This window comes from Tahibacter amnicola (assembly GCF_025398735.1).
GTDB lineage: Bacteria > Pseudomonadota > Gammaproteobacteria > Xanthomonadales > Rhodanobacteraceae > Tahibacter > Tahibacter amnicola.
In genome coordinates this window covers 3093826-3119306 of the sequence record NZ_CP104694.1, presented here as the reverse complement: position 1 = coordinate 3119306, position 25481 = coordinate 3093826, and the positions used below count along the sequence as shown (strand labels likewise).

The 25481-nt window shown below is 65.0% G+C and carries 22 protein-coding genes; 14 read left to right on the top strand and 8 right to left on the bottom strand.

Translation table 11 applies throughout. The features are described from left to right. The first annotated feature begins 362 nt into the window (after nucleotides 1-362). From N4264_RS13035 to N4264_RS13020, 4 genes are all read left to right on the top strand, one after another. Nucleotides 363-1307, top strand: coding sequence for an acyltransferase domain-containing protein (locus N4264_RS13035; protein WP_261697470.1), 945 nt, complete (start codon nucleotides 363-365; stop codon nucleotides 1305-1307). Between the two features lie 537 nt (nucleotides 1308-1844). Further along, nucleotides 1845-2414, top strand: a complete 570-nt coding sequence (locus tag N4264_RS13030; protein ID WP_261697469.1) for an RNA polymerase sigma factor — start codon at nucleotides 1845-1847, stop codon at nucleotides 2412-2414. Then, on the top strand, nucleotides 2411-3418 hold the full coding sequence (locus N4264_RS13025) for a FecR family protein (protein WP_261697468.1): 1008 nt from the start codon (nucleotides 2411-2413) through the stop codon (nucleotides 3416-3418). Before N4264_RS13030 ends, N4264_RS13025 begins: the two co-directional genes overlap by 4 nt. 57 nt (nucleotides 3419-3475) lie before the next feature. After that, nucleotides 3476-6286 carry a TonB-dependent receptor gene (locus N4264_RS13020; protein WP_261697467.1) on the top strand — a complete coding sequence of 937 codons (2811 nt, stop codon included), beginning with the start codon at nucleotides 3476-3478 and terminating at the stop codon, nucleotides 6284-6286. Between the two features lie 268 nt (nucleotides 6287-6554). On the opposite strand, the gene N4264_RS13015 is transcribed toward N4264_RS13020, so the two are convergent. Together N4264_RS13015 and N4264_RS13010 are read right to left on the bottom strand one after the other, a co-directional pair. After that, nucleotides 6555-7340, bottom strand: coding sequence for a LytR/AlgR family response regulator transcription factor (locus N4264_RS13015; RefSeq protein WP_261697466.1), 786 nt, complete (start codon nucleotides 7338-7340; stop codon nucleotides 6555-6557). Then, nucleotides 7337-8416, bottom strand: a complete 1080-nt coding sequence (locus tag N4264_RS13010; protein WP_261697465.1) for a sensor histidine kinase — start codon at nucleotides 8414-8416, stop codon at nucleotides 7337-7339. Before N4264_RS13010 ends, N4264_RS13015 begins: the two co-directional genes overlap by 4 nt. A gap of 355 nt (nucleotides 8417-8771) precedes the next feature. Here N4264_RS13010 and N4264_RS13005 point away from each other — a divergent pair, with 355 nt between their 5' ends. The 5 genes from N4264_RS13005 to N4264_RS12985 all read left to right on the top strand — a co-directional run bounded on the left by N4264_RS13005 (nucleotide 8772) and on the right by N4264_RS12985 (nucleotide 15770). Further along, nucleotides 8772-9425 carry a DUF2306 domain-containing protein gene (locus N4264_RS13005; RefSeq protein ID WP_261697464.1) on the top strand — a complete coding sequence of 218 codons (654 nt, stop codon included), beginning with the start codon at nucleotides 8772-8774 and terminating at the stop codon, nucleotides 9423-9425. A 133-nt stretch (nucleotides 9426-9558) separates the two neighbouring features. Then, nucleotides 9559-10911 (top strand): Calx-beta domain-containing protein, encoded by a 1353-nt coding sequence (locus N4264_RS13000; RefSeq protein ID WP_261697463.1) that lies wholly within the window; start codon nucleotides 9559-9561, stop codon nucleotides 10909-10911. Then, nucleotides 10857-13289, top strand: a complete 2433-nt coding sequence (locus tag N4264_RS12995; protein WP_261697462.1) for a DUF8508 domain-containing protein — start codon at nucleotides 10857-10859, stop codon at nucleotides 13287-13289. The genes N4264_RS13000 and N4264_RS12995 overlap by 55 nt, the downstream gene beginning before the upstream one ends. A gap of 71 nt (nucleotides 13290-13360) precedes the next feature. After that, the gene (locus N4264_RS12990) at nucleotides 13361-13930 is read left to right on the top strand and encodes a hypothetical protein (protein ID WP_261697461.1); all 570 of its coding nucleotides are present in this window, start codon (nucleotides 13361-13363) and stop codon (nucleotides 13928-13930) included. A 220-nt stretch (nucleotides 13931-14150) separates the two neighbouring features. Next, complete coding sequence (locus N4264_RS12985) at nucleotides 14151-15770, top strand: hypothetical protein (protein ID WP_261697460.1); 1620 nt, start codon at nucleotides 14151-14153, stop codon at nucleotides 15768-15770. 99 nt (nucleotides 15771-15869) lie between these two features. Here the strand turns inward: N4264_RS12985 and N4264_RS12980 are convergent, their stop codons facing one another. Then, nucleotides 15870-16880, bottom strand: a complete 1011-nt coding sequence (locus N4264_RS12980) for a zinc-binding alcohol dehydrogenase family protein (RefSeq protein WP_261697459.1) — start codon at nucleotides 16878-16880, stop codon at nucleotides 15870-15872. An 89-nt stretch (nucleotides 16881-16969) separates the two neighbouring features. Here N4264_RS12980 and N4264_RS12975 point away from each other — a divergent pair, with 89 nt between their 5' ends. Continuing rightward, nucleotides 16970-17887 (top strand): LysR family transcriptional regulator, encoded by a 918-nt coding sequence (locus N4264_RS12975; protein WP_261697458.1) that lies wholly within the window; start codon nucleotides 16970-16972, stop codon nucleotides 17885-17887. Nucleotides 17888-17909: 22 nt separating this feature from the next. On the opposite strand, the gene N4264_RS12970 is transcribed toward N4264_RS12975, so the two are convergent. Further along, a complete protein-coding gene (locus N4264_RS12970; protein WP_261697457.1) occupies nucleotides 17910-18773 on the bottom strand; it encodes a hypothetical protein in 864 nt (287 codons plus the stop codon). A 188-nt stretch (nucleotides 18774-18961) separates the two neighbouring features. Here N4264_RS12970 and N4264_RS12965 point away from each other — a divergent pair, with 188 nt between their 5' ends. Then, nucleotides 18962-19606, top strand: coding sequence for a hypothetical protein (locus N4264_RS12965; RefSeq protein ID WP_261697456.1), 645 nt, complete (start codon nucleotides 18962-18964; stop codon nucleotides 19604-19606). Between the two features lie 66 nt (nucleotides 19607-19672). Here the strand turns inward: N4264_RS12965 and N4264_RS12960 are convergent, their stop codons facing one another. Then, nucleotides 19673-20281 carry a redoxin domain-containing protein gene (locus N4264_RS12960; protein ID WP_261697455.1) on the bottom strand — a complete coding sequence of 203 codons (609 nt, stop codon included), beginning with the start codon at nucleotides 20279-20281 and terminating at the stop codon, nucleotides 19673-19675. 57 nt (nucleotides 20282-20338) lie between these two features. Then, complete coding sequence (locus N4264_RS12955; protein ID WP_261697454.1) at nucleotides 20339-21160, bottom strand: protein-disulfide reductase DsbD domain-containing protein; 822 nt, start codon at nucleotides 21158-21160, stop codon at nucleotides 20339-20341. 162 nt (nucleotides 21161-21322) lie between these two features. Here N4264_RS12955 and N4264_RS12950 point away from each other — a divergent pair, with 162 nt between their 5' ends. Both N4264_RS12950 and N4264_RS12945 read left to right on the top strand, forming a co-directional pair. Next, on the top strand, nucleotides 21323-21634 hold the full coding sequence (locus N4264_RS12950) for a hypothetical protein (RefSeq protein WP_261697453.1): 312 nt from the start codon (nucleotides 21323-21325) through the stop codon (nucleotides 21632-21634). A 96-nt stretch (nucleotides 21635-21730) separates the two neighbouring features. Further along, nucleotides 21731-22213, top strand: coding sequence for a proprotein convertase P-domain-containing protein (locus N4264_RS12945; protein ID WP_261697452.1), 483 nt, complete (start codon nucleotides 21731-21733; stop codon nucleotides 22211-22213). A 58-nt stretch (nucleotides 22214-22271) separates the two neighbouring features. On the opposite strand, the gene N4264_RS12940 is transcribed toward N4264_RS12945, so the two are convergent. After that, entirely contained in the window at nucleotides 22272-22772 is a 501-nt protein-coding gene (locus N4264_RS12940; protein ID WP_261697451.1) for a GNAT family N-acetyltransferase, read from the bottom strand. A 197-nt stretch (nucleotides 22773-22969) separates the two neighbouring features. Here N4264_RS12940 and N4264_RS12935 point away from each other — a divergent pair, with 197 nt between their 5' ends. Beyond that, nucleotides 22970-24007 carry a hypothetical protein gene (locus N4264_RS12935; RefSeq protein WP_261697450.1) on the top strand — a complete coding sequence of 346 codons (1038 nt, stop codon included), beginning with the start codon at nucleotides 22970-22972 and terminating at the stop codon, nucleotides 24005-24007. A gap of 58 nt (nucleotides 24008-24065) precedes the next feature. On the opposite strand, the gene dbpA is transcribed toward N4264_RS12935, so the two are convergent. Further along, a complete protein-coding gene (dbpA, locus tag N4264_RS12930) occupies nucleotides 24066-25442 on the bottom strand; it encodes an ATP-dependent RNA helicase DbpA (RefSeq protein ID WP_261697449.1) in 1377 nt (458 codons plus the stop codon). Nucleotides 25443-25481 lie beyond the last annotated feature (39 nt).

Genomic DNA, 25481 nt, shown 5'->3' with positions numbered 1-25481 from the left:
CTTTCCCTGCTCGTTGGGGTGGAGGGAAAACAGTTGGCCGGTGTCTACGGCGCGAATGTCACTGCGGTCATTGGCGAGACACTGCTGCGCTGGCGAATGCTGGCGCATGATGCAGACCGGCCCTGAGGCGACGCCGCGTGGAACACGAACGCGAGCGGCAGAGCGGCGTCTGACGAACACAGTGTCGGCGCAAGGCGATTCCTCCCACGTCCCATGCAGGTGCGCTCAAGCGGATGCGTTGCGGTGCACAACACCGAATTGCTATATGTATCCGCCCATTTCCGGCAAACGCTCATCCTGAGCTTCAGGATACGGGCGAAACGCCTGTGTGCATGAGGGCCGGAATGTCGCAGGAGTCATGCATGTCTGCACCGAAAACCGTCTTTCTGTTCTCCGGCCAGGGTTCGCAGTACTACCAGATGGGCCGCGCGCTGTTCGATGTACCTGGTGTGTTCCGCGAGCAGATGCTGGCACTGGACCTGATCGCACAGAAACGCTGTGGCCGGTCCGTCATCGACGCGATCTATTCCGCTGGAAAAGGCGAGCCGTTTGACCGCACTCTGCTGACGCATCCGGCAATCTTCATGGTCGAGTACGCCATGGCGCAGCATCTCATTCACGCCGGTGTCGTGCCGGACATGAATCTTGGCGCCAGTCTCGGTTCATTTGCGGCTGCAACGGTGGCCGGCTGCATGGATGTCGAGGAAGCGCTCATCACCGTGATCGAACAGGCGAAGGCCTTGGAAGCGTCCTGCACGGGCGGCGGCATGATTGCGGTGCTCGCCAATCCCGCACTTTTTGAGGAGCCGTTTCTGTCGGCACATAGCGAGATCGCCGGCATCACCTTCCATTCGCACTTTGCGGTATCGGCCGAAACCGCCCATCTCAACGCGATCGAACGGGGACTGCATGACCGTGGCGTCGCCTTTCAACGACTGGCCGTGTCGTTTGCGTTTCACTCGCGCTGGATCGACCCGGCACAGGAACGTTTCAACATCCACCTGAAAACGCTCGGCCTGTCGCGCGGCCAACTGCCCCTGGTGTGCTGCGACCAGACCACCACGATCTCGACATTGCCGGAGGACTACTTCTGGCGCGTGATACGGCGTCCCATGCAGTTTCGCGACACGATCGCAGCGCTCGAACAACAGGGCACGTACCGCTACATCGATGTGGGGCCATCCGGCACGATGGCGACGTTTATCAAGTACGCGGTCGCCCGGACTTCCACTTCCAGCACACATGCCACGCTGAGCCCCTTCGGCAATGACCAGAAGAACCTGGCCGCACTGACCAACTCGCGCTGAGCCGGCCGGTGCCGTGCGCACCGGATCAGCCAATGCCACGATTGCGGCAGAACCGGAAGGACCAGAACGCGAGTAAGCGGTCCAGTGCGCGCCCCATGACGCCGGCGCGAAACGGGGACATTTGCACGCTCTTCGGGTATCGTCGGCGCCCTTTCGCCACCGGGAATCGGGGGATCGGGCCCGGAGCCTCTGCACGCAACGACAGTGGAATCTTCCACTCGGCCGTTCCGGCGCGCGGTGGGCGACCACCGCAAGCGACGGACGCCGTCTGCGTTCTGATTGGCAATCAGCGATGTTGTTACGAAACTTTTTGCGTGGCGCGGTGCTCTGCGGCACGCCGGCTGGTGATCCGTTCGTCACTTTGTCTGACCGGTACCTATACGCTACGTGGCCGTACGGGTTAACCTGTCCGGATTCGGTCATGTCGGCTGACCCACTGGGGGGTGGGCGCGCCCATGGCCGTGGGGCAGCCATGGATTACGTCGTGACGTATTCACCGGGGAAGCTGGGCCACCCCTCCGCGCCAGGGTCAGTTCGATGGGTTTAGACAAGCAGCCGCTATTGGTCGTGACGACACCGCGGAGCGACGTGTTCGATCGCTTCGTGCTCGAGCAGCGTCCGGCCCTGGTGAGCTTTCTGCGCCGGCTGACCGGCTGCGAGGCCGACGCCGAAGATATCGCACAGGAAAGCTTCCTCAGTCTGGTGCGCTATCGCGACAGCGAGGCCGAAACCGCGTGGAAGCCCCTGCTCTACCGCATTGCCCTCAACGCCCACAACGACCGCCGTCGCTACGGCGCGGCGCGTGCCGCCGTCGCCCATGTCAGTCTGCACGAAGGGGTGATGGATCTGCCCTCCGGCGAGGCCCCGCACGACCAGCGGGTGGCTGACCAGCAAGAATTAGCCCTTGTCAGGCAGGCCATTTTGGGGCTTCCGGACCGTTGCCGGCAGATATACTTGCTCAACCGCATCGAAGGCATGAGCTATAGTGAGATCGCTCGCCATTGCGCCATTTCGGTCAAGGCGGTCGAAAAACAGATTACCAAGGCTCTTGGCGTTCTTCGCGAGAAGATCGGCAAGGCCAAACCCCTCGCCTTGGAGCCGAAGTGAAATCGTCGATCAATGTGATAGACACGGACGTCCCGGCTTCGGCCGAAGCCTGGGTGGCACGTCTGGCCTCTCCCGAGTGGACCGACAGCGACCGCGCCGCCTTCGAAGCCTGGTACGACGCCTCTCCGGCCAATCAGAACGATTTCCTGGCGGCACAGCAGCTCCATATCAGTGCCCTGCAGCTGACCGATGACCCGATGCTTGCCGCAGCCGCCAAAGCGGCCTTGCGCAAGGGGCCAGCCGGCCAGCTGGAAGAAGGCGGCCCGCGCGGACGTCTGGGCCTGTGGGCCGGCATCGCAGCCGCCCTGGCCGTCGTCGCGGTCACCACCGCCCTTAAGTGGCGCGGCACCGATCCGGGCACGCTCTACCAGACCGCCATCGGCGAGCAGCGCGAGATCAAGCTGGAAGACGGCAGCCGCGTCATGCTCGATACGAATTCAGCAATCCGGGTGCGCTACACAAGTGATCGGCGCGAGCTTACCGTCGATCACGGCCGGGTCGACATCGACGTGGCTCCCAAGCCGGGCCAGCCCTTCGTCACCTATGCCGCCAACGGCACCATCCGCGATATCGGCACCCGCTTCCAGGTGACCTTCACCGCCAACAAAGTGACCGTCACCCTGCTGCAGGGCATCGTCTCGATTGCTACCGATGGTTCTACCGCCGAGCCGACGGTGATCCAGGCAGGCAGCCAGGCCAGCTTCGACCTGACCGGCACGATCCGCACCGCCCAGGCCACCGACATCGACGCGGCGCAGGCCTGGACGCGCGGCGAGCTGGTGTTCAATCGCCGGCAGCTCGCCGACCTCGTCGCTGAGATGAACCGCTACTCGACCACGCAGATCCGCCTGGCCGATCACAGCCTCGACGCCATCGTCGTCAGCGGCGTTTTCCACGCCGGCGACCAGTCGGCGCTGGTGAAAGCCCTTGAGGCCGGTTGGCCACTGCGCGCCGAACGCCCGTCCGAGCGGGAAATCGTGCTGCACCCTGCCCCGAAACGTTGACGAGGTGGGCCAGTGGCGTTACCGACGGAGTGCCGATGGCGCATAGCCTGGTTTTTGTTGCTTCTCGCAATCCCGGTCGGTAGCGGCCTCGCTGCCGACGGCGATGCTGGTGCGAAGCAGGTCCGGGCGTGGGAGATCCCCGCCGGCCCGCTGGCGGAATCCCTGACCCAGCTCGCGCAGCAGGGCAATGTGCAGCTGCTGTTCGACCCGGCGCTCGTGGCGGGGCGTTCCGTGCCCGCGCTCAAGGGCAAGTGGCCGCCGGCAAAGGCGCTGCAGCGCTTGCTCCGGCGTAGCGGCCTGACCGCACGCGCTATCGAATCGGATACTTTCGTGATCAGCGCGGCGCCGGCACCGCGGGTGAGCCTGCGTATCGAGCGGACGACGACGGACCTTCCCACCGTGGAAGTGACCGAGCCACACGCCCGCGTGGAACATTGGACTGGCTTCACATCCGGCACCGTCATCACGCGCGCCGAAATCGAGCGCAGCGGCGCAGTCACCCTTTCAGACCTCCTGCGCAGCCAGCCCGGCCTGGAGATCTCCCGCACCGAACTGATGGCTTCGCAACCGGATGCCACCTACAGCCACGGCGGTGCCGCCGGTGCAGCGTCGGTCGGCATGCGCGGACTGGGCGCCAAGTCCACCCTGGTGCTGATCGAAGGTCGCCGCATGGCGAATTACGGCTTGACCCAGGGCGGATTCGGCGCCGTGGTCGACGTCAACAGCATTCCGCTGGGGCTGATCGAATCGGTCGAAATACTGCGCGAGGGGGCGTCGACGCGCTACGGCGCCGATGCCATCGGCGGCGTCATCAACCTGCACCTGCGCCACGCCTTCGAAGGCATCGACCTGTCGGCGACCGCCGGAACATCCCAGTACGGCGACGGTTCCCACACCGGCGCAACCGCCGCCCTCGGCGACACGATGGGCGAGAACCGCTACCTGCTGTACGCCGATTACACACGCCGGTATCCCCTGATCGGCAAACAGCGCGACTGGTACACCCAGGACAAGCGCCGTATCGGCCTGTGGGACCAGCGTTCCTACCACTCCTACCCCGGCACGTTCATTCCGATCGACGAAAGCGGCGAACTGCCGCCGAACTGGATTGCCCTGCCGGGTTGCCCGCAGGATTCCCTCAACGACGAGGGCGTCTGCGTGATGGACAGCGCAAAGTACGCCTCGCTGCAGACGGACTTCCTGTCCAAGTCAGGCTCGCTGCGGATCACGCGCGAAATTGACGAATCGGTGGAGATTCACGCTGACCTGCGCTGGACCCAGGTCACGCAGCAACAACAGGCGCGGCCGGAAGTGCGCACCGTCGAGATTTCCGACGGCATTCCCGGCATCACCGACCTGCCCGGCCTGCTCGATTACGCCTTCGCTGACCTCGGCCCGGTACGCGAGCGCACCGTTTCGACCTCCCGCGGCATCACGTTTGGCGCCAAGGGCGACTGGCTGGGCTGGCAGTGGACGACCGACCTGTCGCTCCAGCAGAACCGCACGGCTGACCGGGTATCCGGCGTCCTGCTGTCGACCACCGGCTACAACTATTTTGGTCCGAACTCGCCGGAAATCCTGGAGGCGATGTCGCCGACCATCCATCGTTCCGGACGCAATACGCAGCACGAGTGGGTGGGCGATGCAACGCGCTCCCTGTGGGATCTCAAGGGCGGGCCCATCGAAGTGGAGCTGGGCGCCAATGCACGCCACATCAGCATCTACGACGTTCCCTCCACGCTGCTGAACATTCCCGACAACGTCGCCACCGGCCTGGTGAGCTACCCGCAGACCACCACCGACAACGCCGCTGCCGCCTACGCCCAGGCAACGCTGCCCTTCCTGCCGCGCTTCACCACCGAACTGGGCTGGCGCATCGACAAGGGGCGCGCATCCGCTGCTGCCTCCTCGCCCAAAGTGGCGCTGCGCTGGACGCCGACGGACACGATCCTGCTGCGCGGCACCGCCGTCGACGGCTACCGGCCGCCGATGGCGATCGAACGCGAGCGGCCGGAAGGCGACATTTCCATCCAGACGATCCGCATCCCGAAGAACCTGGCGCCGTGCGCCACGCCGATCTTCGTGGGGACGACCGGTATTGACTGCAGTCTGCAGGTCAGCACGCACAGCAACCCCGAGCTCGCCGCCGAAACCTCACGCAGCTACAACGTCGGCGTCGTCTATACGCCGATGACGGATCTCAACCTCAGCCTTGATCTCTACAACATCACGCGGCGGAAAGAGATCGCCAACCTGCCGGTGGCCTACGCGCTGCTGAATACGGAGCGATTCCCCGGATTTACCGAGCGCAACGAGAACGGCGTGCTCACCGGACTGCACGTGTATCCCGTGAACTTCGGCTACACCAAGTCGCGCGGCCTGGATTTCTCCGGTGAATACCGCTTCGAGGACTCCGCGCTGAACGAGTACACCGTGCGCATGGACGCCACCTACGTGCTGCGGCGTGAACTGCTGGTCGAAGGCGACACGATTGCCGAACGCTATGCAGGCTACGAATCGGCACCGAAATTCCGTGGCCGGCTCGATTTCGATTTCATCCGTGCCCCCTGGGCGGCAACGGCCGGACTCGTTTACGTCGGCCCGTACCGGAACTACCTGTTCGAAAGCGACTACGTCACCTGCAGCGAAGAGCAGAAAGCCGCTGACAAGTGCGTGACGCCGGGCTTTTTCACGCTCAATCTCAATCTGCGCTATGCGCCCTCCGACCACTGGTCGCTGGCGCTCAACATCGGCAACGCCCTGGACCACGAGCCCACGTACTACGGCCCGTATAGCGCCAACTACAACGTCAATTTCGACGACCCCATCGGGCGTTCCTACACACTCACATTCCGCTACCGTCATTGAGCGGAACGCCAACGGGACCTGAACGTGCTACGCATCCGGTCAACGGAGCGTGAAACCGCACGTTGTCGAAAGGTAGGGGGAATCGATGGCCGGTGCGTCTAACCGTACGTGCTGGAGATCTCAAGGCCGCTCGCGCGGCAGTTCCCTCCGGCGCACCCCAGATCGTCATCGGGCCGCACAACGCATCCATTGATGGCACGGGACGGCCGCCGGGAGTCGGCCGTCCCGCTCTTTTCCGACAAACCGCGTGCTGCACCACCATCCCGCGCTACATCTGGCGGAACAGGTGCAGGTAGCTGCGGCTGACCGGCAACACGTCCTGCCTGCCCTTGAGATGGATGTCCGCGGTTTCATTCGCGCCGCGCGTGATGTGGCTGATGGCGCGCAGGTTCACCACGACCGATCGATGCACCTGGGCAAACTGGGTCGGATCCAGCTGCGCAATGAGTTCCTTGAGCGGCGTCCGGATCAGCGCCTCACCGGGCTTGCCGCCGTCGCCGCGCCAGGCGATGACTGTGTACTTTTCATCGGATTTCAGGAAATCGATCTCTTCCACCGCTATCAGCCGCACTGACTGCCCCACCGAGGCGCGGATCCAGCGCAAAGAGTGCGGCGCCGACTTCTTCTGCAGATACGCGGCCAACTGGTCCAGCAAGGCATCCGAATCGGGTGCGGGCTGTGCGACGCGCAGCCGTTCCTTGAGTCGCAGCACCGTATCGGCCAGGCGCGCCGTCTCGACCGGCTTCATCAGGTAATCCAGCGCGCCCTGCTCGAAGGCCTGCACCGCATAGTTGTCGAAGGCTGTCACGAAGACCAGGTGCGCGCGACGGCCGATCAGCCGGCCCGCTTCGACGCCGGAAAGGCCGGGCATATGGACGTCGAGAAAACAGATATCCGGCGTCAGCGCCTCGAAGCGCTCCACCGCCTCACGGCCATTGCGCACAGAGGCGACAATTTCCAGCGCCGGCCACTCGGATTCCAGCATGCGCTCCAGTGCCTGCCGCAACAGGGGTTCATCGTCGGCAATCAAGGCCGTCGGTCGCGCTGCCGTCATGGGGAACTCCGTTGCGCTGGAAACTCAATCTCCGCCCGCACACCCTGCGGCGCCACCGCGGAGAGATTCAATTGGGCGTCGCTGCCGAATGTAAGGAGCAGGCGCTCCCTCAAGGTCGACAGGCCGGTTCCGAGTCCACCACTGCCGGTGTGAAGACCCATGCCCGTGTCGACGACTTCCGCCCGGCATCGGCCGTCCTGCAACCGGACACGCACGTCGATGCGCCCGCCCTCCTCTGCCGGATCAATGCCATGCCGCACCGCGTTCTCCACCAGGGTCAGCAGCGTCATCGGCGGGCACCGCAGCGGCAACGCGGCCTCGTCGACGTCCAGCGCGAACTGAAGACGATCCGGCATGCGCATGTGCATCACCTCCAGGTAGGCGCGCACGAGTTCGATCTCCTGCTGCAGCGTCGTCGACGGTTCGTTGAGCCGCGGCACGGCCGCGCGCAGGTAAGCAATGAGGCTGCCCAGCACGGCAGACGCCTGGGGCGAGCGGGAATCCACCAGTTCGCGCACATTCGCGAGGGTGTTGAACAGGAAGTGAGGTTCCACCTGGGCCTGCAGCAATCGCAGGCGGGCGTCCAGCGCCTTGCGTTCGTATTCGCTGCGTTCCAGCTCGAATGCCAATGCCTGGTTGCGCGCCTCGTCCTTGATCTGCCGCAGCAGCGCCGAGACTGCCATCCACGGAGCGGTGAGAAGTCCCAGTACGGTCATGAAGGAGTAACCGGCCATGCGCGTGCGGTCATGCCAGAACGGCACCGGGTTACCCAGCGTTGTGAACAGGTAGACAAACCACACCACGAACGGCACCGCGACCGCCACGCCGATGACCTGCAGGGCCCAGCGTGCGATCCACGAGGGCAAACGCCGCGGCCAGCGCTCGAACAGCGCGAACACCATCAATTCCAGCGTTGCGATCGCCACCAGGCGGCCGAGCAGGACGCGGTAGCTCGCCTCCCAGGTCGGCAGGATGATCAGGCTGATGATGAAGCTGGCGCACAACGCCGCAACGAGGCGGCGACCGCCGAGCGCCTGGGCGAAAAATCCCGGTGATGCGGAAGAAGCGGCAGTCATGTCCGGACGATACCAATGAACGTGCAGGGGATGAACCGGGTGCCAGCAGCCTGTTTGCAGGCCACTACCGGAACCTGCAGGCATTGTCATCGCACGATGGCCTCTGCACGAGGCGTGGTGGGACGAATGACGGAACGCCTGCGACCAGGCACGGCTGGCACTGACCAACCGCGACCGCGGCAGCCCGGTCTGCGTCGATATCCGGGCTGGGGCGCATCCGAACGCCCACAGCCGCTCATCCACGCTGGCCGTCATTCGTGCCGCCGACCCGGTCTCCCGTCGCAATCCGCTTTGCGCCGGCTCCCGGCTAGGCAAGAGTCCGGTCACCAAAGGGGCTCTACCGGTAGACCACGCCATGACACTGCTTATCCATATCAGCGCCGGACTCGTCTCCCTCGCCGCGGGCGCCGTGGCGCTCTATGCGGCCAAGGGCTCGGGCCTGCACAAGCGCAGCGGCCTGTATTTCGTCGCCGCAATGCTGGTCATGTCGTCGACCGGCGCCGTGATCGCCGCACGCATGCCCGAGCGCGGCTCAATGCTCGTTGGCCTCCTGACGTTCTATTTCGTCACCACCGGACTGCTGGCGGTCCGGCGAACGGTGGACGAGTCCCGCGGGCTTCTCACCGGCCTGATGGCGGCGGCCATCGCCATCACCCTAGCCAATGTCGTGTTCGGCGTGACGGCATTGAACAGCCCGAACGGCCGCGTGGATCATCTGCCGGCCTTTCCCTTCTTCTTCTTTGCGACATTTGGCGCCCTGGCGGTGATCGGCGACTGGCGCCTGCTGCGCGCCGGCGCGCTCCAAGGACCACGGCGTATCGCGCGGCACCTGTGGCGGCTGGGCTTTGCCCTCTTCGTCGCGACGAGTTCGTTCTTTCTCGGCCAAGCCAAGCTGTTCCCGGAACCGATCCGGAAATCAGGCGTGCTGGCGCTGCCGGTACTCCTGGTCGTCGTCCTGACGATCTACTGGCTGGCGCGCACCCTGCGTCGCCGGCGGCAGCCGGCCTGAGCGCCGCGGTGCAGCGGGCTGATCTGGGCATTGTCACTGCGCAATGCCTTTCGCACACGATTCCAACCCGTAGCAGGGCCGGGCTATAGTCGACGGGTACGCGGTGTGGTCGCAAACCCTGTCGAGGAATCACATGCCGAACGCCCTTTTCGCGCGCACGTCGCGCCTGGTCTTGCTCGCTGCTCTTTTCCTGCTGCCCAGCCTGCTGCAAGCGCAATGCATCAGCCTCACGACGATCGGCAGTGCCTACTCGCAGAACTTCGACACGCTGGTCAATACAGCCGGGTCAACCACCAACAACCTCACCATACCGGGCTGGTTCCTGACCGAATCGGGCGGCGGCGCCCGCGACAACGAGCAGTACGCCGTCGATACCGGCGCCAGCAACACCGGCGACACCTACAGCTACGGTGCTGCCGGCGCCACGGAACGCGCGCTGGGTGCGCTGCGCAGCGGTACGCTGATCGCGCTGTACGGCGCCTGCTTCACCAACAATACCGGCGCGACCCTTGCCAGCCTCGACCTGAACTATTTCGGCGAGCAATGGCGGCTTGGCACGGCCGCGCGCACGGACCAGATCAATTTCGAGTACAGCACCAACGCCACGGATCTGGTCACCGGCAGCTGGACTGGCGTGGCCGCGCTGAACTTCGTCAGCCCGGATACAGCCACGGTCGGCGCGAAGAATGGCAATGCAGCGGGCAATCGCACGCAGAAGATTGCGACGATCCCCGCGCTGAGCATTGCCAATGGCGCCACCTTCTGGATCCGCTGGACCGACACCGATGCATCCAGCGCTGACGACGGGCTGGGCATTGATGACTTCTCGCTCACGCCACAGGCAACCGGCGGCCTGCCGACCATCAATATCGACGATGTCAGCCTCGCCGAAGGCGATGCGGGCACGTCGACATTCCTCTTCACGGTATCGCTCACGGCGCCGGCCGGCGCGGGTGGCGTTTCCTTCCAGTGGGCGACCGCCGAAAACACGGCAACCCTCGCGGACAACGACTTCGTGGCCGTGACGGCGACGCCCGTCACCATCGCCGCCGGAAACAGCAGCGCGATACTCCCGGTCACCGTCAACAGTGATCTCACGCCGGAAGCCAACGAAACGTTCTTCGTCAACCTTTCCACGATTACCGGCGCCAACGCCGGCGACGTGCAGGGCCAGGGCACGATCACCAACGACGATGTCACCGTAACGCCCATCCACGATGTGCAGGGCCCCGGCGCCAGCTCTCCCGTCGTCGGAAGTTCGGTCACCGTCCGCGGCATCGTCACGGGGGTCAAGAGCAACGGGTTCTTCCTGCAGGAGGAAGACGCCGAGGTCGATGCGGATCCCGCGACATCCGAAGGTATATTCGTGTTCACCAGCAGCGCGCCCCCGCAGCGGCAGCGTTTACCGCTCAGGTACAGGTCACCGGAACAGTGGCGGAATTCGTCCCTGCTTCGGATCCGCAGCAGCCGCCGGTTACCGAGCTGACCTCGCCAACCGTGGCCCAGCTCGCGGCGCCGGGCCAGACATTGCCAACGCCTGTCCCGCTGACGGCCACGTTCCCGGATCCCGCCGGCCCGCACGACCAGCTCGAACGGGTGGAAGGCATGCGCGTGTCCGCGGCATCACTCACCGTCACCGGCCCCAGTGACGGCACGGTGACGGAGACCAGCGCGACGGGGACGAGCAACGGCCGCTTCCACGCAGTGCTCACGGGTGTTCCACGGCCATTCCGGGAACCGGGCATCCAGGCCCCCGATGTGCCGCCGACCGGCACGATTCCACCCATTCCGCGCTGGGACACCAATCCCGAACGCCTGCGCGTGGAAAGTGCGACTGTCAACAGCCAACCGGTGCTGACAGTGAAAACCGGCGATACGCTGGGCCCGGCCACCGGCCCGCTCGACTACGGCTTCCGCGGCTACGCCATCTATCCCGATGGCACGCAGGCCATCACCGTCACGCCGGGCGTACTGCCGGCAACGGTCACGGCGCCGCAGAGCACCGAGTTCACCGTGGTTTCCTTCAACCTGCAGCGATTCTTCGACACGGTCGACGATCCGCTGGGCGAGCCGGTGCTGACCGCCACCGCATTCGGCAATCGCCTCGCCAAGGCGTCGATCGCGATCCGCGTGCATTTGCAGGCACCAGACATCATCGGTGTGCAGGAAGTGGAGAATCTCTCCACCTTGCAGGCACTCGCCACCCAGATCAACAACGATGCGGTAGCGGCATCCCAGCCCAACCCGATGTACGTCGCCTATCTCAGCGAAGGCAACGATGTCGGCGGCATCGATGTGGGATTCCTGGTGAAGACGGCGCCGGTGACCGGCGGCGCGGCCCGCGTCACGGTCAATTCCGTCACCCAGGTGGGGGGAAGCGCGACCTGGATCGACCCGACGGACGGCAGCTCGGCGCTGCTGCATGACCGGCCGCCGCTGGTGCTCGATGCGGTCGTCCATCGCGCACCGGGGGCCACGTTCCCTGTCGTCGTGATCAACAATCACCTGCGATCCTTGCTGGGTATCGACGACACTACTGTCAGCGGTGCAACGACGGCGGGCGATCGCGTCCGTCGCAAGCGGCAACTGCAAGCGGATTTCGTCGCCCAGTACGTCCAGGGGCGCCTCACCTCGACGCCCGGCGAACACCTGCTGGTGATCGGCGATTTCAACGCCTTCGAATTCAACGACGGCTACCAGGACACGATGAACACGCTGGCCGGCACGCCGACGCCGGACAGCGAAACCGTCGTATGCAGCACCTGCCCGACGGCACCCAACACGGGGGATGGCGTCGACCAGCTCAACCCGGACCTGACCAATCTCGTCAACACACCGCCTGCCGCAGAGCGCTACTCCTATGTCCACGACGGCAACGCCCAGAACATTGACCATGCGCTTGCCAGTGCCGGCGTGGTGAGCGACACCACGGCGCGGCGCATCGAGCATGCCCGCATCGATGCCGACTACCCGGAAACCGAACGCAATAATCCCGCCACGGGCCTGCGCGTGTCCGACCATGATCCGCTGGTGGCCTACTTCGCGCCGACGGGTTTCCTGATCACTGACCTCGCCACGACCGTGACCGATTCGCCGGACCCGGTGACGGCCGGCACCAACCTCACCTACACGATCACGCTGACGAACAACGGACCGGATCCCGCGACGAACGCGGCCTGGTCCGAAACGCTTCCGGGCGGTACGACGTTCGTGTCGCTGTCGTCACCCGGCGGTTGGTCGTGCACGACCCCGGCCGTCGGTGCCGGCGGCAGCGTATCGTGCAGCCAGGCCTCGTTTGGCGTGGGCAATGCGGTCTTCACGCTCGTGGTTTCCGTCGACGCGACAACGGCAGCCGGCACGATGATCACCAACACGGCGACAGCCTCGACCACCACCACCGACAGCACGCCGGCCAACGACAGTGGCACCGCCGTGACCACCGTGGCAACGTCCGCCGACCTGGGCATCAGCAATACGCCCTCGACCACCACCGCGATCAACGGACAACCGATCACCTACACCATCACCATCACCAATCCGGGCCCCAGCGCCGCGGCAAATGTCAGCCTCAGCAACGTCATTCCGACGGGAACCACCTTTACCGCCTTGACGGCCCCTGCCGGATGGAGCTGCACCACGCCGGCCGTCGGTGCCACGGGTACCGTCAGCTGCAGCATTGGCACAATGGCGTTGGTTTCAGACGTATTCACCCTGACGGTGACTGTCGACAACGGGCTGCCCCCCTCCACCATTTCAGATACTGCGACGGTGAGCAGCGCCACTGCGGATGCCGATACGGGCAACAACTCGGCCACCGCGCTGACCAGCACGCCGGTCAGCCTGCAGTCGTTCGATATCGACTGATCCTTCCGGCCTGCCTGCGGCGGAACCACGGTTCCGCCGCAGGCACGACGACGCGTCCCTGTGGAGGTCATGTGAGTTTTGACCTGTTCGTGTTGGGCGATGCGCTCTGGAACGTCCCTGAGCTTCCGTCCCGGCTCAGGAAAACGTTGCACGACGGTGGCCTGGACTGCGAATGGCACCCGGACTTCGTTCTCACGCGAACGTTCCGGTCGGCTGTCGTGCCGTTCAAGATCCGCATCAATCCGGAAGCGGTGCCAGAGCACGATTGCTACGGGGACCAGCCGCTGCTGTCCTTCCTGCACCTCGCGCGGTCGTCCAACGACCGGCTCGGCCACATCCGGCGGGCGCCATGGCCGCTCAAGCTGCGTGCATTCAGCGCTGCAACGGAATACATGCTGACGACATCAGCCGGCCGCACGCCGCTGGATTTTCGCCTCCAGCTCACCTTCGCTGCGGCCTTGTGCCTGTATGCCAATGGCACGCTCGTCGATCCGCAAGACGACCAGACCTACTTCGAACGCCGCAAGGCCTATCCGCATCTGTTCCTGCTGGCGCGGCACAATGACATTGCTTCGGCGCGCGAGGAGCCGGAGTGGGATCTTCCCCGCTTCGACAGCTGGCCGGCGTTGCAGATCAGCTGACCCGCCAACGGCGCGCCGCGGCACCGATCATTTTTCCTTTTGCTGCGTTGTACAATCGACGCGACCGAAACATATGACCGACGGGCATATGTTTCGGTGCGGCAGCGACAGGTCAAAACTGCGACGCAGTGCTCACGACTCACCGCATGAGCCGGCGAAGTCTGTCCGTGCGTTGCAGCCGACTGCTATCGTGTCGGGCTGACTCCCCCTGAGAAACACCATGCTGCAACACACTTTGCTAGCGGCCGCGCTGACGGCGGCCATGATGTCACCGCTCGCGTCCGCCCAGGCTATTCAATGGCGCGTCGTCGCCGGTGAAGATGGCCGCGTCGTCGCCAACCACCTTCCGGCCGGCACCAGCCGGCTGTTTGGCGATGTGCTGGTCGGTGATGCCGGCGGCGATCTGCTGGGGATGCGCGTGTCCACGCCGGAGAGCGCCGCAGGCTATTGGGCGCGCCACCAGGGCAACTGGACACGCTACACGCAGGCGAATGTCACCGGCGCACTCGGTCCCGGACGTACCGGTGCCGAAGCCGGTCACGTGTTCCTGACCGTGCCCACCGGCGGCAGCGGCGCCTCCCCCGATGGCCAGCGCTACTTCCTGGCGCGCGCCGGTGAGCCGGGCAATACGGCGTCCGCCAGTTATGGCCAATGGCGCTGGGATACCTCGCGCAACATCGAAATTGCCCGCACGCTGACCGACGGCATTCTCGGTCCCGGCCTCGGCGCCAACTGGGTTTTTCCGAATTCGACGAGCTTTGCCTCCAGCATCGGAATGAGAAACGGCCAGGCCCTGCTGGACGGCAACGTCACCAGCCCTACCGGCGCCTCCAGCCATCTGATCGCGCGCCACGTACCCGGCGAAGGCAACAAGCCCTGCCTGCGATCCGGCGCAACGGATGCGCTGCTGGCACCCGGGCTCGTCGCCGGCGATTCCTTCAATTCCAGCTGGCTCAGCTCGGACCTGAGCGTCAGCTCCGCGGGCCGCGTGTACGGCAGGTTCAGCGCGACCGGCTCGCGCGCCGGCATCTGGGAGGTGTGCAACGGCGCCCCCCGGGCGATCGCGGTGGACGACGAAACCGGCGCGCGGGGACCGGCGATCGGCGTCGCGACGGCCATGTTCAGCAGCGATATCCGCACGCCGCATCCCGGTCGCGGCAACACGTTCAGCTTTTTCGCCTACTACCGCCTGGCGGAGGGCGCGACGAGCCGTTTCGGCCTGTTCTGGCACGACGGCGTCAGCAACCGCCCCCTGGCGATCAATGACGAGGCGGGTACCTATGGGCCCCATTGGGAGAACGCGACCTGGCGCACCTTTGATGACGCATCGCTCAGCACCGCCGGCGACTTCGCGGCGTTTTCCGCCGGCGTCACCACGTCCGACGGCGGCAACCCGAACGGCCTGTGGCGGGTGCGTACCGGCGGATCTCCGGAGCTGGTGGCCCTGATCGGCTTGACCGGCAGCTATGGCCCCGAGCCGGGCCGTACCTGGCAAAGTTTCGGCGCCACCGCCGTCCTTCCGACGGGCGAGATCATCGTCGAAGCGGTCACCGACCCGTCAGACCAGTACGGCATCTGGGTCCTCGCACCCGGTCAGGCGCCGCGACGCATCTTCGACTTGAGCGTGCCCATTGCCGTACCGACGGCCACCGGCACGGTGGAAGCCGCGGTGACGAGCGCAAATCTTCCCAACGGCGGCGCCACCTTCAACCGCGGAATCGATACCTGGATCGGCGCGGACGGAACCATCACCTTCTCGCCCACCGTCAGCACGTTCGGGCGCGTCGTGCTGACCGGCAAGGCCTCCGACCGCATCTTCCTGGGCACATTCGAACCGTAGCGAGCACGCCCGCCGGCGGCGTTGCCGCGGCGGGATCTCGGGTAGCTACACCAGCGACAGCATCGCGGCGCATCGCCGTCGCCGCGATGCCGCGCCGCTTCAGAACCCCGCCAGAACCACCTTTCCCTGCGCCTTGCCGCTCTCGAGCAAGGCGTGTGCGCGGCGCAGGTTCCCGGCAGTGATCGCGCCGAAGTGCGCACCCGCCGTCGTCCGGATCCGCCCCGCATCCACGAGGTCTGCCACTTCCGCCAGGAGGCGGCCCTGCTCCGCCATGTCCGGCGTCTCGAACAGGGAGCGGGTGAACATCAGTTCCCAATGCAGCGAAATGGACTTTGTCTTGAGTTTCACCACGTCCAGCTGCGCCATGTCGTCAATAACCGCCAGGCGGCCAAAGGGCTTGAGGCTCTCGACGATCTGGGCGAAATGCGCTTCAGTCTGGGTCAGCGCCGCAACGAGTTCGACCGGGCCGATGCCCGCGTCCGCCAGTTCGGCCGCCAGCGGGCGACTGTGATCGATCACCGCGTGCGCACCCAGGTCCAGGCACCACTGGCGGGTTTCGGGCCGCGAGGCCGTTGCAACCACGCGCAAGCCCGTGAGCTGGCGTGCGAGCTGGATCAGGATGGAACCGACGCCACCGGCCCCACCGATCACCAGCAGCGTTTTTCCCGTACCGCCTCCCTGCTCCACACCGAGCCGGTCGAACAGCAATTCGTAGGCCGTGATGGCGGTCAGCGGCAGCGCAGCGGCCTGGCTGTCATCCAGCGACCTTGGGGCCAGCGCGACGATGCGTTCGTCCACCACATGCAGCTCGCTGTTGGTGCCGGGACGGTTGATCGCACCCGCGTAGTAGACCCGGTCGCCCGGCGCGAACCGCGTGACGCCGCTGCCGACGCGCTCGACGGTACCGACCGCATCCCAGCCCAGTACCTCCGCGTGGCCATTCGCGGGGGCGCGGTTGCGCCGGATTTTCGTGTCGACCGGATTGACCGAGACCGCCTTCACGCGCACCAGCAGGTCCCGCTCGCCCGGCGCAGGCTCTGGCAAGGTCACATCGATCAGCGCTTCGGGATGATCAATCGGGAGAGACTGGTGGTAGCCGACCGCTTTCATGGGGTTACTCCGGGTAGGTGAGGAAAGGCGCACAGCGTAGAATCGGAAATTCAGATTGATAAGCCCGTCAAAAAAAGAATTACCTTCAAATGAAGATTGAAAATCTAGGAGATCTGCGGATCCTGATCCACACGGCCCGCTGCGGTAGCCTGACGGCCGCGGCCGGCCAGCTCGGCCTCACGCCCGCGGCGGCCAGCGCCGCCCTCAAACGCCTGGAGAACCAGCTCGGGACGCGCTTGTTCGAGCGATCCACCCGCGCCATGCGACTGACCACGCAGGGCCAGACCCTCCTCGACTACGCAGCGCGCGCCTTCGAGCTGGTGGCGGAGGGCGAAGCCCAGGTCGCCGCGGACCGGGCCGACCTGGTCGGCACCCTGCGGATCGCCGCACCGTCGGACCTGGCGCGCACCACCCTCCTGCCCTGGCTGGATGCCTTTGTCGACCAGCATCCGGCCATCGAAATAGCGCTCACGATCGGCGATCGGACGCTCGATGTCGTTCGCGACGAGGTGGACGTCGCCATCCGCTATGGCACGCTGGTCGACTCGCGCCTGGTCGCTCGTCCCCTGATGACGGCGCGACCCGTCGTGGCCGCGGCGCCCTCCTACCTGGAACGTCACGGCACGCCGCTGACGCCGCAGGACCTGGCTCACCACAACTGCCTGGCCTATGACCGCGCCGGCAAGCCCCACCGCGTGTGGCGCTTCCAGCGCGATGGCGCGTGGACCGAAGTACGCGTCACTGGCAATCGCCGTGTCGACGATGCGTCGATTGCGCGCCAATGGGCCGTCGCCGGAGCCGGCATCCTGCTCAAGTCACCGCTCGAACAACGCCAGGATATGGAACGCGGTGCGCTCGTACGCCTGCTGCCGGAATGGCAAAGCGAGTCGTACCCACTGCATGCGGTAATGCCCAGCGGACGCTTCATTCCGGCGCGCGTGCGCGCCGTGGTCGACTACCTCGCCGAACGATTTTCGCAGGCCGAACAGGCGGGCAGCGGGGTGTAGCTACGCGAGCGCTGGGCCGGCGTCAGTTGAGCGCAAATTCACCGCTATCGAGGTGGTAGCGCCTGCGCCCGAACGTGCCGTCGGCTGTCAGGGCCTTGATCTCGCGCTTGAGCGTCGCAACCCGCTCCGGATAGCTGGTTTCGCCGATTTTGAGCAAGGCGGCCTGCGGATTGGAACTGGCCAGCGCGGCGGCGATGACCGGGCCCTTTGCACGCCCCTGGTGACGGATGTCCGCAACCAGAAGGCAGGTGATGTCGTCCGCGCCATCCAGGTGGTACTGCACAGCGTAACGTTTCATCTTTTCCTTGAAGTGCGCCACGCCAACCGCCACCTGCACGTGCCGGTGTTCCGGGTCACGTTGCACCCAATGAATGAACTTGGCAGCCTGGACGATCTCCGTATCTTCCACTTCCTGGCTCGTCGGGTTGAGATAGTCCTGCAGGCCCGTGGTCGAGTCATCGGATTCCAGGGGCCGCACGCCGGTATCAGTCACCCGGCAGATCCGTCCGTTCTGGAGTGTCAGATCCGGAAAATAGTCACGGGCCTGCGACAGCGCGAGGAGCGAGCGCAGGTAGACCACGAAATCTCCGTTCGGCACGTGGGCCGCGTATTGCAGGAACGAGAAGGTAAACAGCGCCCGGTCGTAGGTATTGAGCGTATGAAACAGGGCGCCTTCGGCCATCGCCGTAGGATGCATGAAATCCGCCCAGAACCCATGGATGGCACGGTATTGGGCGCGGTCGTATTTCTGGGCCGGGCTGCCCGCCACGTTCATCAATCCCTTCAATCCCTGGTAAGGCACGCGCTGGCCGATGAAGAATCGTTCCCCGTCGATCTTGCCGTAGTACCGGTTGCCGTTCTCCAGCGAGAAATTGACGACCTTCATCGGAACCTCCAGGAGTCCAGGCGGATTGGCAGCAGGTCACTGACTCCAGCTGTCGCCTCGGCGGCTGAACTCCCAGTCGCCACCATCGTTTACGGTCCCGACCGACCTGCCGACAGACCCTTCTTCTAGAATCCGTTGCCCCGCTGGACCTCCTTGTCGGCGGGCTGCCGATCAACAGGGCAATGGCAATGTCTGAAACAGTGCGTGTTTTCGTACCCCAGGAAGGGCTCACGCTGACCTGGCCTCAACGCTGTGCCCGCTGCGGCAGCACCGGCAAACTGGTGGAGTCGCCGTGCCGGGTCGGGCGCGTGAAATCGCTGCGTCCCAGCCTTTTGATCGGCCTGACTATCCGCAGCGACGTACTGTTCCTGCCTGTCCCTCTGTGCAAGGCACACGCCACGCAAAACGAATTGGCGGCGGAGATCCTGGAGCACAGCCCGGTCATGCGCCTGCTGCGCGTCCTGGCCTATCTCGGCGCGTTCATGGCCTTCGCGCTGGTTTACTCATCCCTGTTCAATCCGGGCGGCTGGCAACGGGTATCGAACATGGGTTGGTTCCTGTTGTACCCCACGCTCAGCGTGGCGGCGATCGGCGCCATCGTCTGGGCGCGCAAGCGCTTCGCCGTGTGGCCGGAACGATTCGATCCGGACAAAGACGTCATCGTGGTCCACTTTTCCGACCCGACCTACGCGCGGGAATTCAAGTACAAGAACCACAAGGTGACGGACGAGACGCTGACGGAAAGCCCGCCCTGGTACAAAAAATCGCTGCTGTGGAAGGCCGTGGTGATCATCGCCTTCCTGCTGTTCATGCAGATGCTGATACACCGCTGACGGGCGGTGATCCGCCGCCGGCAGATGCCGGCGGCGGCGATGCTGCGGTTGTCGCGGTAGTGTGGCTCAGCTGCCGTATTTCACCGAGCAGCCATAGGGTTCGGAACTGGGCACGCTGACCGTCTTGCCGGCGGCCAGTTCCTTGAGTGCCTGGGGTACATACTGCGTGGCGTCCTTCAGATCCGCCTTGTCCGCACTGGGCACCGAGTCAATCGCACCCATGTAGCGAATCACGCCGGCGCCGTCGATCACGAACATATGCGGTGTGGTCCGTGCGCCATAGAGGTGCCCGACCGTGCCTTCCTTGTCGATCAGATAGTGGGTGGGGCTGCCTTTGTTCGCGGCAACATAGGCGTCGGCGGCTTTTCCGTCCACATTACCCTGCTTGCCGACTGCACCGGAATTGAGCGTCAGCCAGATGACGCCGTCCTTGGTTGCCGCCTGCTGCTGGCCAGGAATATTCCCGCTGCCGTAGTGCTTTTTCACAAAGGGGCATTCCGGATTGTTCCACTCGAGCACCACCATCTTGCCCTTGAACTCGCGCAGGCTGCGTGTCTTGCCCTGGCTGTCCACCACGCTGAACTCGGGCGCCGGTTCTCCGACAGCAACCTTGGCCTGCGCAGCCGGAATCATCAGGAAGACGAGCGAAAACGGTATCGCAAGGCGTAGCATCATCACACTCTCCATGCTGCGTTCTGGGGTAGAGAAATTCGTACAGTCGACAACCGCCAGTCAAGGCGACGCGAACGGCGCGCTCACCTGCCATGCGCGCGCGGCCTCGCCCGCGCGTTGCACCAGCACCACGGTCAGTGACGCCGGCGGCTTTTCGAAGTATTCGCTCAGCGGGAACCTGACCTCCAGCGCCCGTCCGTCGCTGCGCACCGCAGGCGGCGCGTAGCCGACCACCTTCCGCTCGACCACGAAGGCCTCCAGGCGCCGGGCAGGCGGCAGGTCGTCGCCGTCCAGCGTGACGATGACATGATCCTTGTCGCGTCGTGCACTGGCCTTCCACGACACGGCGTGCGGCACACTCGCCCTGGCGCGTGAAAACTGCGCCGCCACCGCGCCCGGCGCTGCCGCGTCGGTGCTGACGGGCACGGCCAGGTCGACCGATGCCTTGCCGGGGATGCAATCCTCGCGACACGCCAGCCAGGCAACATCGGCGCGGATCGTGAGTGTCGATCCGGCGGCAGCCGTCGGCGGCACATGCAGCGCGATCGGAAGAACACTGTCGCCGTCATAGCCTGCGTTGTAGAGCCCGCCTACATCGAACCGCTGCGGTGCGGGCCAGGCGATGTCATCGACGGTGAATCCTTCGGGAAGATCAAAACGCACCTTGGTCGGCAGGCCCGAGTCACCCGGATTTCGCCAGTAGGTATGCCACCCCGCGCCGTGGACAAGCCGCAGGCCGATCCACGCAGTCTGCCCCGGGCGAATCGCCGTGTCCTCGGCAACAAGCGTTACCTGCACCGGTTCGAGGGCCTGGGGTTCCTGCGCCTGCGCGAAGGATGCCGTGGAGATCGCGAGAAGTAGCAGTGTTCGGCAAAGGTCCATCACTGGCCATACATCCTGTTCTGGGGAATCGCCGTGATCCTAGAACGAAGACCGTGATGCTGCCATGGACACAGGACGATAAATCGCGCTTTGCAAGTCGCGCCATCCGTCCAGCGTTTGTTGCACCGCACCAAATACCGCGTTCGCCACTTCGCTAACAGAATGAACAACCTGCCGGGCATACCTGCGAATTGCCCACAGAAGTTCTGTTGCAGATTCCAGAATTCCGCATCCCGATCGCCGCTGATCGTTTCACCGGAAACCATCGAAAACGACTGGACCGCCCCGCGGAAACTGGGGTATACCTCGAATTTACGTGCGGTCGAAGGATGCGTTGCGCACGTGGTGTCCGCAGGAAGCGCCCCAGCCGGGCGCGACAAATCAACAGCAAAATCTCGTGGAGCAATCGATGAAGAAGGCGACACTGATCTGTTCGATGGGCGTACTCGCAGCGTCCGTTTTTGTTGCTACTGAAGCGGGTGCGGTGGCCTTTGGGGGGCAGGTGTCGGCGCCATTCCCGACGGTCCTGATGCCGCCTGTGATGCCACCTCGCAAGGCACGCCCCTGGTCGTGAGCTTCAACGTCAGCGGCCTGACCAGCAATGTCACGAGCGTCGGTATACAGTTCCAGATTACCCACACGTATGTCGGGGATCTGCATGCGACGCTGTCCGCACCAGGCGGTTCTCCGTCCATTCTCCTGTTCGGCGACACCGGCGCCACCGGAACGGCGGACGACAATTCGAATCTCAACGGCCAGTACGGCTTCTTCGATACCTTCAGTGGTGATTTCTGGGCCGCCGCGTCCACGGCCAATGGCACGGACGCCAACCTCGCCGTCGGCGGCTATCGCACGAGCGCAGAAGCCGCCAATACCACCACATCCATCAACACCGTCATGGCCGGGCTGACGCCCGGGCAAGCCAACGGCACATGGCAGCTGTCCATCACCGACGACTGCGAAGTCGACGTCGGCGCCGTCACGGCGGCGACGCTGTTTGTCGATGAAACGCCCACACTGCCGGTGAGCTTGCAGCAGTTCAAGGTCGACTGATCGCGATTCGGGGATCGTGCGCCTTGATGGGGCGCACGATCTTCCGGTCAGTGGCGCCTCACCCGCGCGCCTGGCGCAACCGCGCCATCACATGCACGTCGACCAGCTCGCCATCGCGAAACACGTCCTGGCGGCATGTTCCTTCGATGACGAAACCGTGCTGCTGGTACAGCGCGATGGCGGCGGCGTTATCCGTATACACTTCCAATTCAATACGCGAGACATTGAGCCATTGCTCGCACAGTTCGATCGCCGCCTGCAGGAGCGCGGCGCCGACGCCGGTGCGACGGGCCGAAGCCTTCACGCCCATGCCGAGCGTGGCCACGTGACGACGACGCGGCGCCGTACAGACATCAAGACCAAGCTGCCCGACGATCTCGTCGCCGCGCAGGGCAACCAGGCAGGTGAAGCCGGGCCGGTCACCGAGTTTGTGCTCCCAGTGCGCCAGCGAGGCATAAGGCAGCTGCAGCGTGTTCGCGAACGCCGCTGGCTCAGCGTAGATCGCGTGGACCTGGGCCAGGTCTGCGGCTTCGTAATGGCGAATAACAGGGGCTTGCATCGACGTCGCTGACTCCGGATTGGCATCCCCCTATTCTGCCTCCGGCACGATTGTTCGCGCAGTTTCCGCGCTCATTAACCTTTGCCCGCGTGCGCCGCTTGCCTATACTGCGCGGCCCCAAGCGGGCGCAACGGCCCGCGTTTTCCGTTAGTACGTCACCGCTGCCGATAGCGGCGACACCCAGAATGAGTTCATCCATGCCTCTGTTCCGAAAGACGTTTTCCGTCAAGACCCTAGCCACGGCGGCGCTGGGCGCCCTGTCCGTCCTCACCGCCCCGGCCGCCCTCTCCCAGGGCTGCGTGATCGCGCGCGGCGGCGGCGCGATCGCCCAGACGACCGACGGCTCCTGGTTGGCGGCCGGTCACTGGCAGGTCGGCATGGCCTACCGCTGGTTCCGGTCCGACCGCCACTTCGTCGGCCACAGCGAGCAAACACACCGCCAGCGCGAAGGCTCCGAAGTGGTCAATCGCTCCCACTTTCTGGACCTGAACCTCACCTACGCCGCCACGGATCGCCTGTGGATCACGGCAACCATCCCCTACTTCGCCTCCGACCGTTCCTCGCTGTATGAACACGACCGGGTGCACCGCCACCACACACAAAGTGCTGGCCTGGCTGACGTGCGCGTCACGGGCACGTGGTGGATGCGCGACCCGGAGTCAGCCAAGGACATGAACTGGGCCATCGGGGTGGGCATCAAGGCGCCGACCGGCGACTACGAAAACACCGATGTTTTCCAGCGCACCAACGGGCCGACGACGCGTTATGTCGACTCCTCCATCCAGCCCGGCGACGGCGGCTGGGGCGTGGTAGTCGAAACCCAGGGCTACTGGCGCTTTGCCGAACAGTGGGCGGGCTATTTCAACGGTTCCTACCTGATCAATCCGGCCGAGCGGAACCGCACGACGAATTTCTCGGTGCCGGACGCCTACCTCGCCCGCATCGGCGTGGATTTCATGCCCAAGGAGCTGCACGGCTTTGGCTTCAGCCTGGGCGGACGCGTCGAGGGCGTACCGCCACACGACCTGATCGGCGGCAACGGCGGCAGTCGCCGTCCGGGCTATGCGATCTCGGTCGAGCCAGGTGTCCAGTTCGCAAACGAATCGTGGTCAGCTGGCCTCACCGTACCGGTAGCCGTCGACCGCAGTCGCCAACGCACCTATCGCGCCGCCAATCACGGCGACGCGGCGTTTGCCGATTACTCGGTCAATTTCACCATCAATCGCCGGTTCTGAACGCGCCGCCGACGCACGCACCGTGCGTCGGACTGTGCTCAAACGCGTGGCATGCCCCTCAGGCGAGCTTACGGACGCGGACGCTCCGTCCCTTGATCTTGCCGGCGCGCAGCTGCTCCAGTGCCTTGTCGGCCTGGTTACGCTGGATCGCCACGTAGGCGCGTGTGTCGAAGATCGCGATCTTGCCGACCGCATCGCCCGGCAGGCCCGCACTCCCGGTCAACGCGCCGAGGATGTCGCCGGGCCTGAGCTTGTCCTTGCGGCCGGCATCGAACACCAGCGTCACCATCGGCGCCAGCACGCCATTCTTCAGGCGGCCCGGCGCCGCCTTAGCGACTTCCCAGCGCAACGCATGTCCCAGACGTTCTTCGATCACTTTCGCACGCTGCATTTCGCGTGACGTGCAAAGGTGCAGCGCCAACCCCTTCTGACCGGCACGGCCGGTGCGGCCGACGCGATGGATGTGGGTATCGGCGTCGCTGGCGATGTCGTAGGTGATCACCACCGGCAAGTCCTGGATATCCAGGCCCCGCGCCGCCACGTCGGTGGCGACGAGAACCGTGCAGCTGCGATTGGCAAACCGCACCAGGACTTCGTCGCGGTCACGCTGTTCGAGGTCACCATGCAGGGCCAGCACGGAGAACCCACGCTGGTCGAGCGCCGCCGCAACGTCCTGCGTATCGCGTCGTGTGTTGCAGAAGACGATGGCCGCCTCGGGTTTGTGCTCGCCCAGCAGCCAGGCCAGCGTGTCGAGCTTGCGGTCCGGCTCCACCTCGTAGAAGCGCTGCACGATTTCGTCCGCCGCGTGGGCGACTTCCACCGTGACTTCCACCGGATCTCTCAGATAGTTGCCGCACAGCGCGCGGATGGATTCGGGGAATGTCGCTGAAAACAGCGATGTCTGCCGCTCTTTCGGCGTGTAGCCGATCACCGCCTTCATCGATTCCTCAAAGCCCATGTCCAGCATGCGGTCTGCTTCGTCGAGCACCAGCATGCGCAGGCCGGAGAAGTCCAGACTGCCCTTTTCCAGGTGTTCCAGGATACGGCCGGGGGTGCCGACGACGATATGCGGCGCATGCGCCAGCGACTCCACCTGCACGCGAAGTGGCACGCCGCCGCAAAGAATCGAAACTTTGATGTTCGGCAGGAAACGCGCAAGGCGCCGGACTTCCTTCGCCACCTGGTCGGCCAGCTCGCGCGTGGGGCATAGCACGGCCGCCTGCACGCCCGAAGCACCGCTGTCCAACCGCGAGAGCAGCCCCAGGCCGAACGCGACCGTCTTGCCGCTGCCCGTCCGGGCCTGGGCGATGACATCGCGCCCCCCGGTCAATGCCGGCAGGCTCTGCGCCTGTACCGGCGTCATCGTGGTGAAGCCCAGCGCGTCGACCGCCTGTTGCAGCGGCGACGGCAGGGAAATCGTGGAAAAAGCAGACATGCGGAGATTCCCGGTACGCGGGTGATCCGCGGCGGGCCA

Coding starts and splice junctions, on each gene's coding strand:
- N4264_RS13035 (WP_261697470.1), top strand. CDS start 363: ATGTCTGCACCGAAAACCGTCTTTCTGTTCTCCGGCCAGGGTTCGCAG.
- N4264_RS13030 (WP_261697469.1), top strand. CDS start 1,845: ATGGGTTTAGACAAGCAGCCGCTATTGGTCGTGACGACACCGCGGAGC.
- N4264_RS13015 (WP_261697466.1), bottom strand. CDS start 7,340: ATGACGGCAGCGCGACCGACGGCCTTGATTGCCGACGATGAACCCCTG.
- N4264_RS13010 (WP_261697465.1), bottom strand. CDS start 8,416: ATGACTGCCGCTTCTTCCGCATCACCGGGATTTTTCGCCCAGGCGCTC.
- N4264_RS13005 (WP_261697464.1), top strand. CDS start 8,772: ATGACACTGCTTATCCATATCAGCGCCGGACTCGTCTCCCTCGCCGCG.
- N4264_RS13000 (WP_261697463.1), top strand. CDS start 9,559: ATGCCGAACGCCCTTTTCGCGCGCACGTCGCGCCTGGTCTTGCTCGCT.
- N4264_RS12985 (WP_261697460.1), top strand. CDS start 14,151: ATGCTGCAACACACTTTGCTAGCGGCCGCGCTGACGGCGGCCATGATG.
- N4264_RS12980 (WP_261697459.1), bottom strand. CDS start 16,880: ATGAAAGCGGTCGGCTACCACCAGTCTCTCCCGATTGATCATCCCGAA.
- N4264_RS12975 (WP_261697458.1), top strand. CDS start 16,970: ATGAAGATTGAAAATCTAGGAGATCTGCGGATCCTGATCCACACGGCC.
- N4264_RS12970 (WP_261697457.1), bottom strand. CDS start 18,773: ATGAAGGTCGTCAATTTCTCGCTGGAGAACGGCAACCGGTACTACGGC.
- N4264_RS12965 (WP_261697456.1), top strand. CDS start 18,962: ATGTCTGAAACAGTGCGTGTTTTCGTACCCCAGGAAGGGCTCACGCTG.
- N4264_RS12960 (WP_261697455.1), bottom strand. CDS start 20,281: ATGATGCTACGCCTTGCGATACCGTTTTCGCTCGTCTTCCTGATGATT.
- N4264_RS12955 (WP_261697454.1), bottom strand. CDS start 21,160: ATGGACCTTTGCCGAACACTGCTACTTCTCGCGATCTCCACGGCATCC.
- N4264_RS12950 (WP_261697453.1), top strand. CDS start 21,323: ATGAACAACCTGCCGGGCATACCTGCGAATTGCCCACAGAAGTTCTGT.
- N4264_RS12940 (WP_261697451.1), bottom strand. CDS start 22,772: ATGCAAGCCCCTGTTATTCGCCATTACGAAGCCGCAGACCTGGCCCAG.
- N4264_RS12935 (WP_261697450.1), top strand. CDS start 22,970: ATGCCTCTGTTCCGAAAGACGTTTTCCGTCAAGACCCTAGCCACGGCG.
- dbpA (WP_261697449.1), bottom strand. CDS start 25,442: ATGTCTGCTTTTTCCACGATTTCCCTGCCGTCGCCGCTGCAACAGGCG.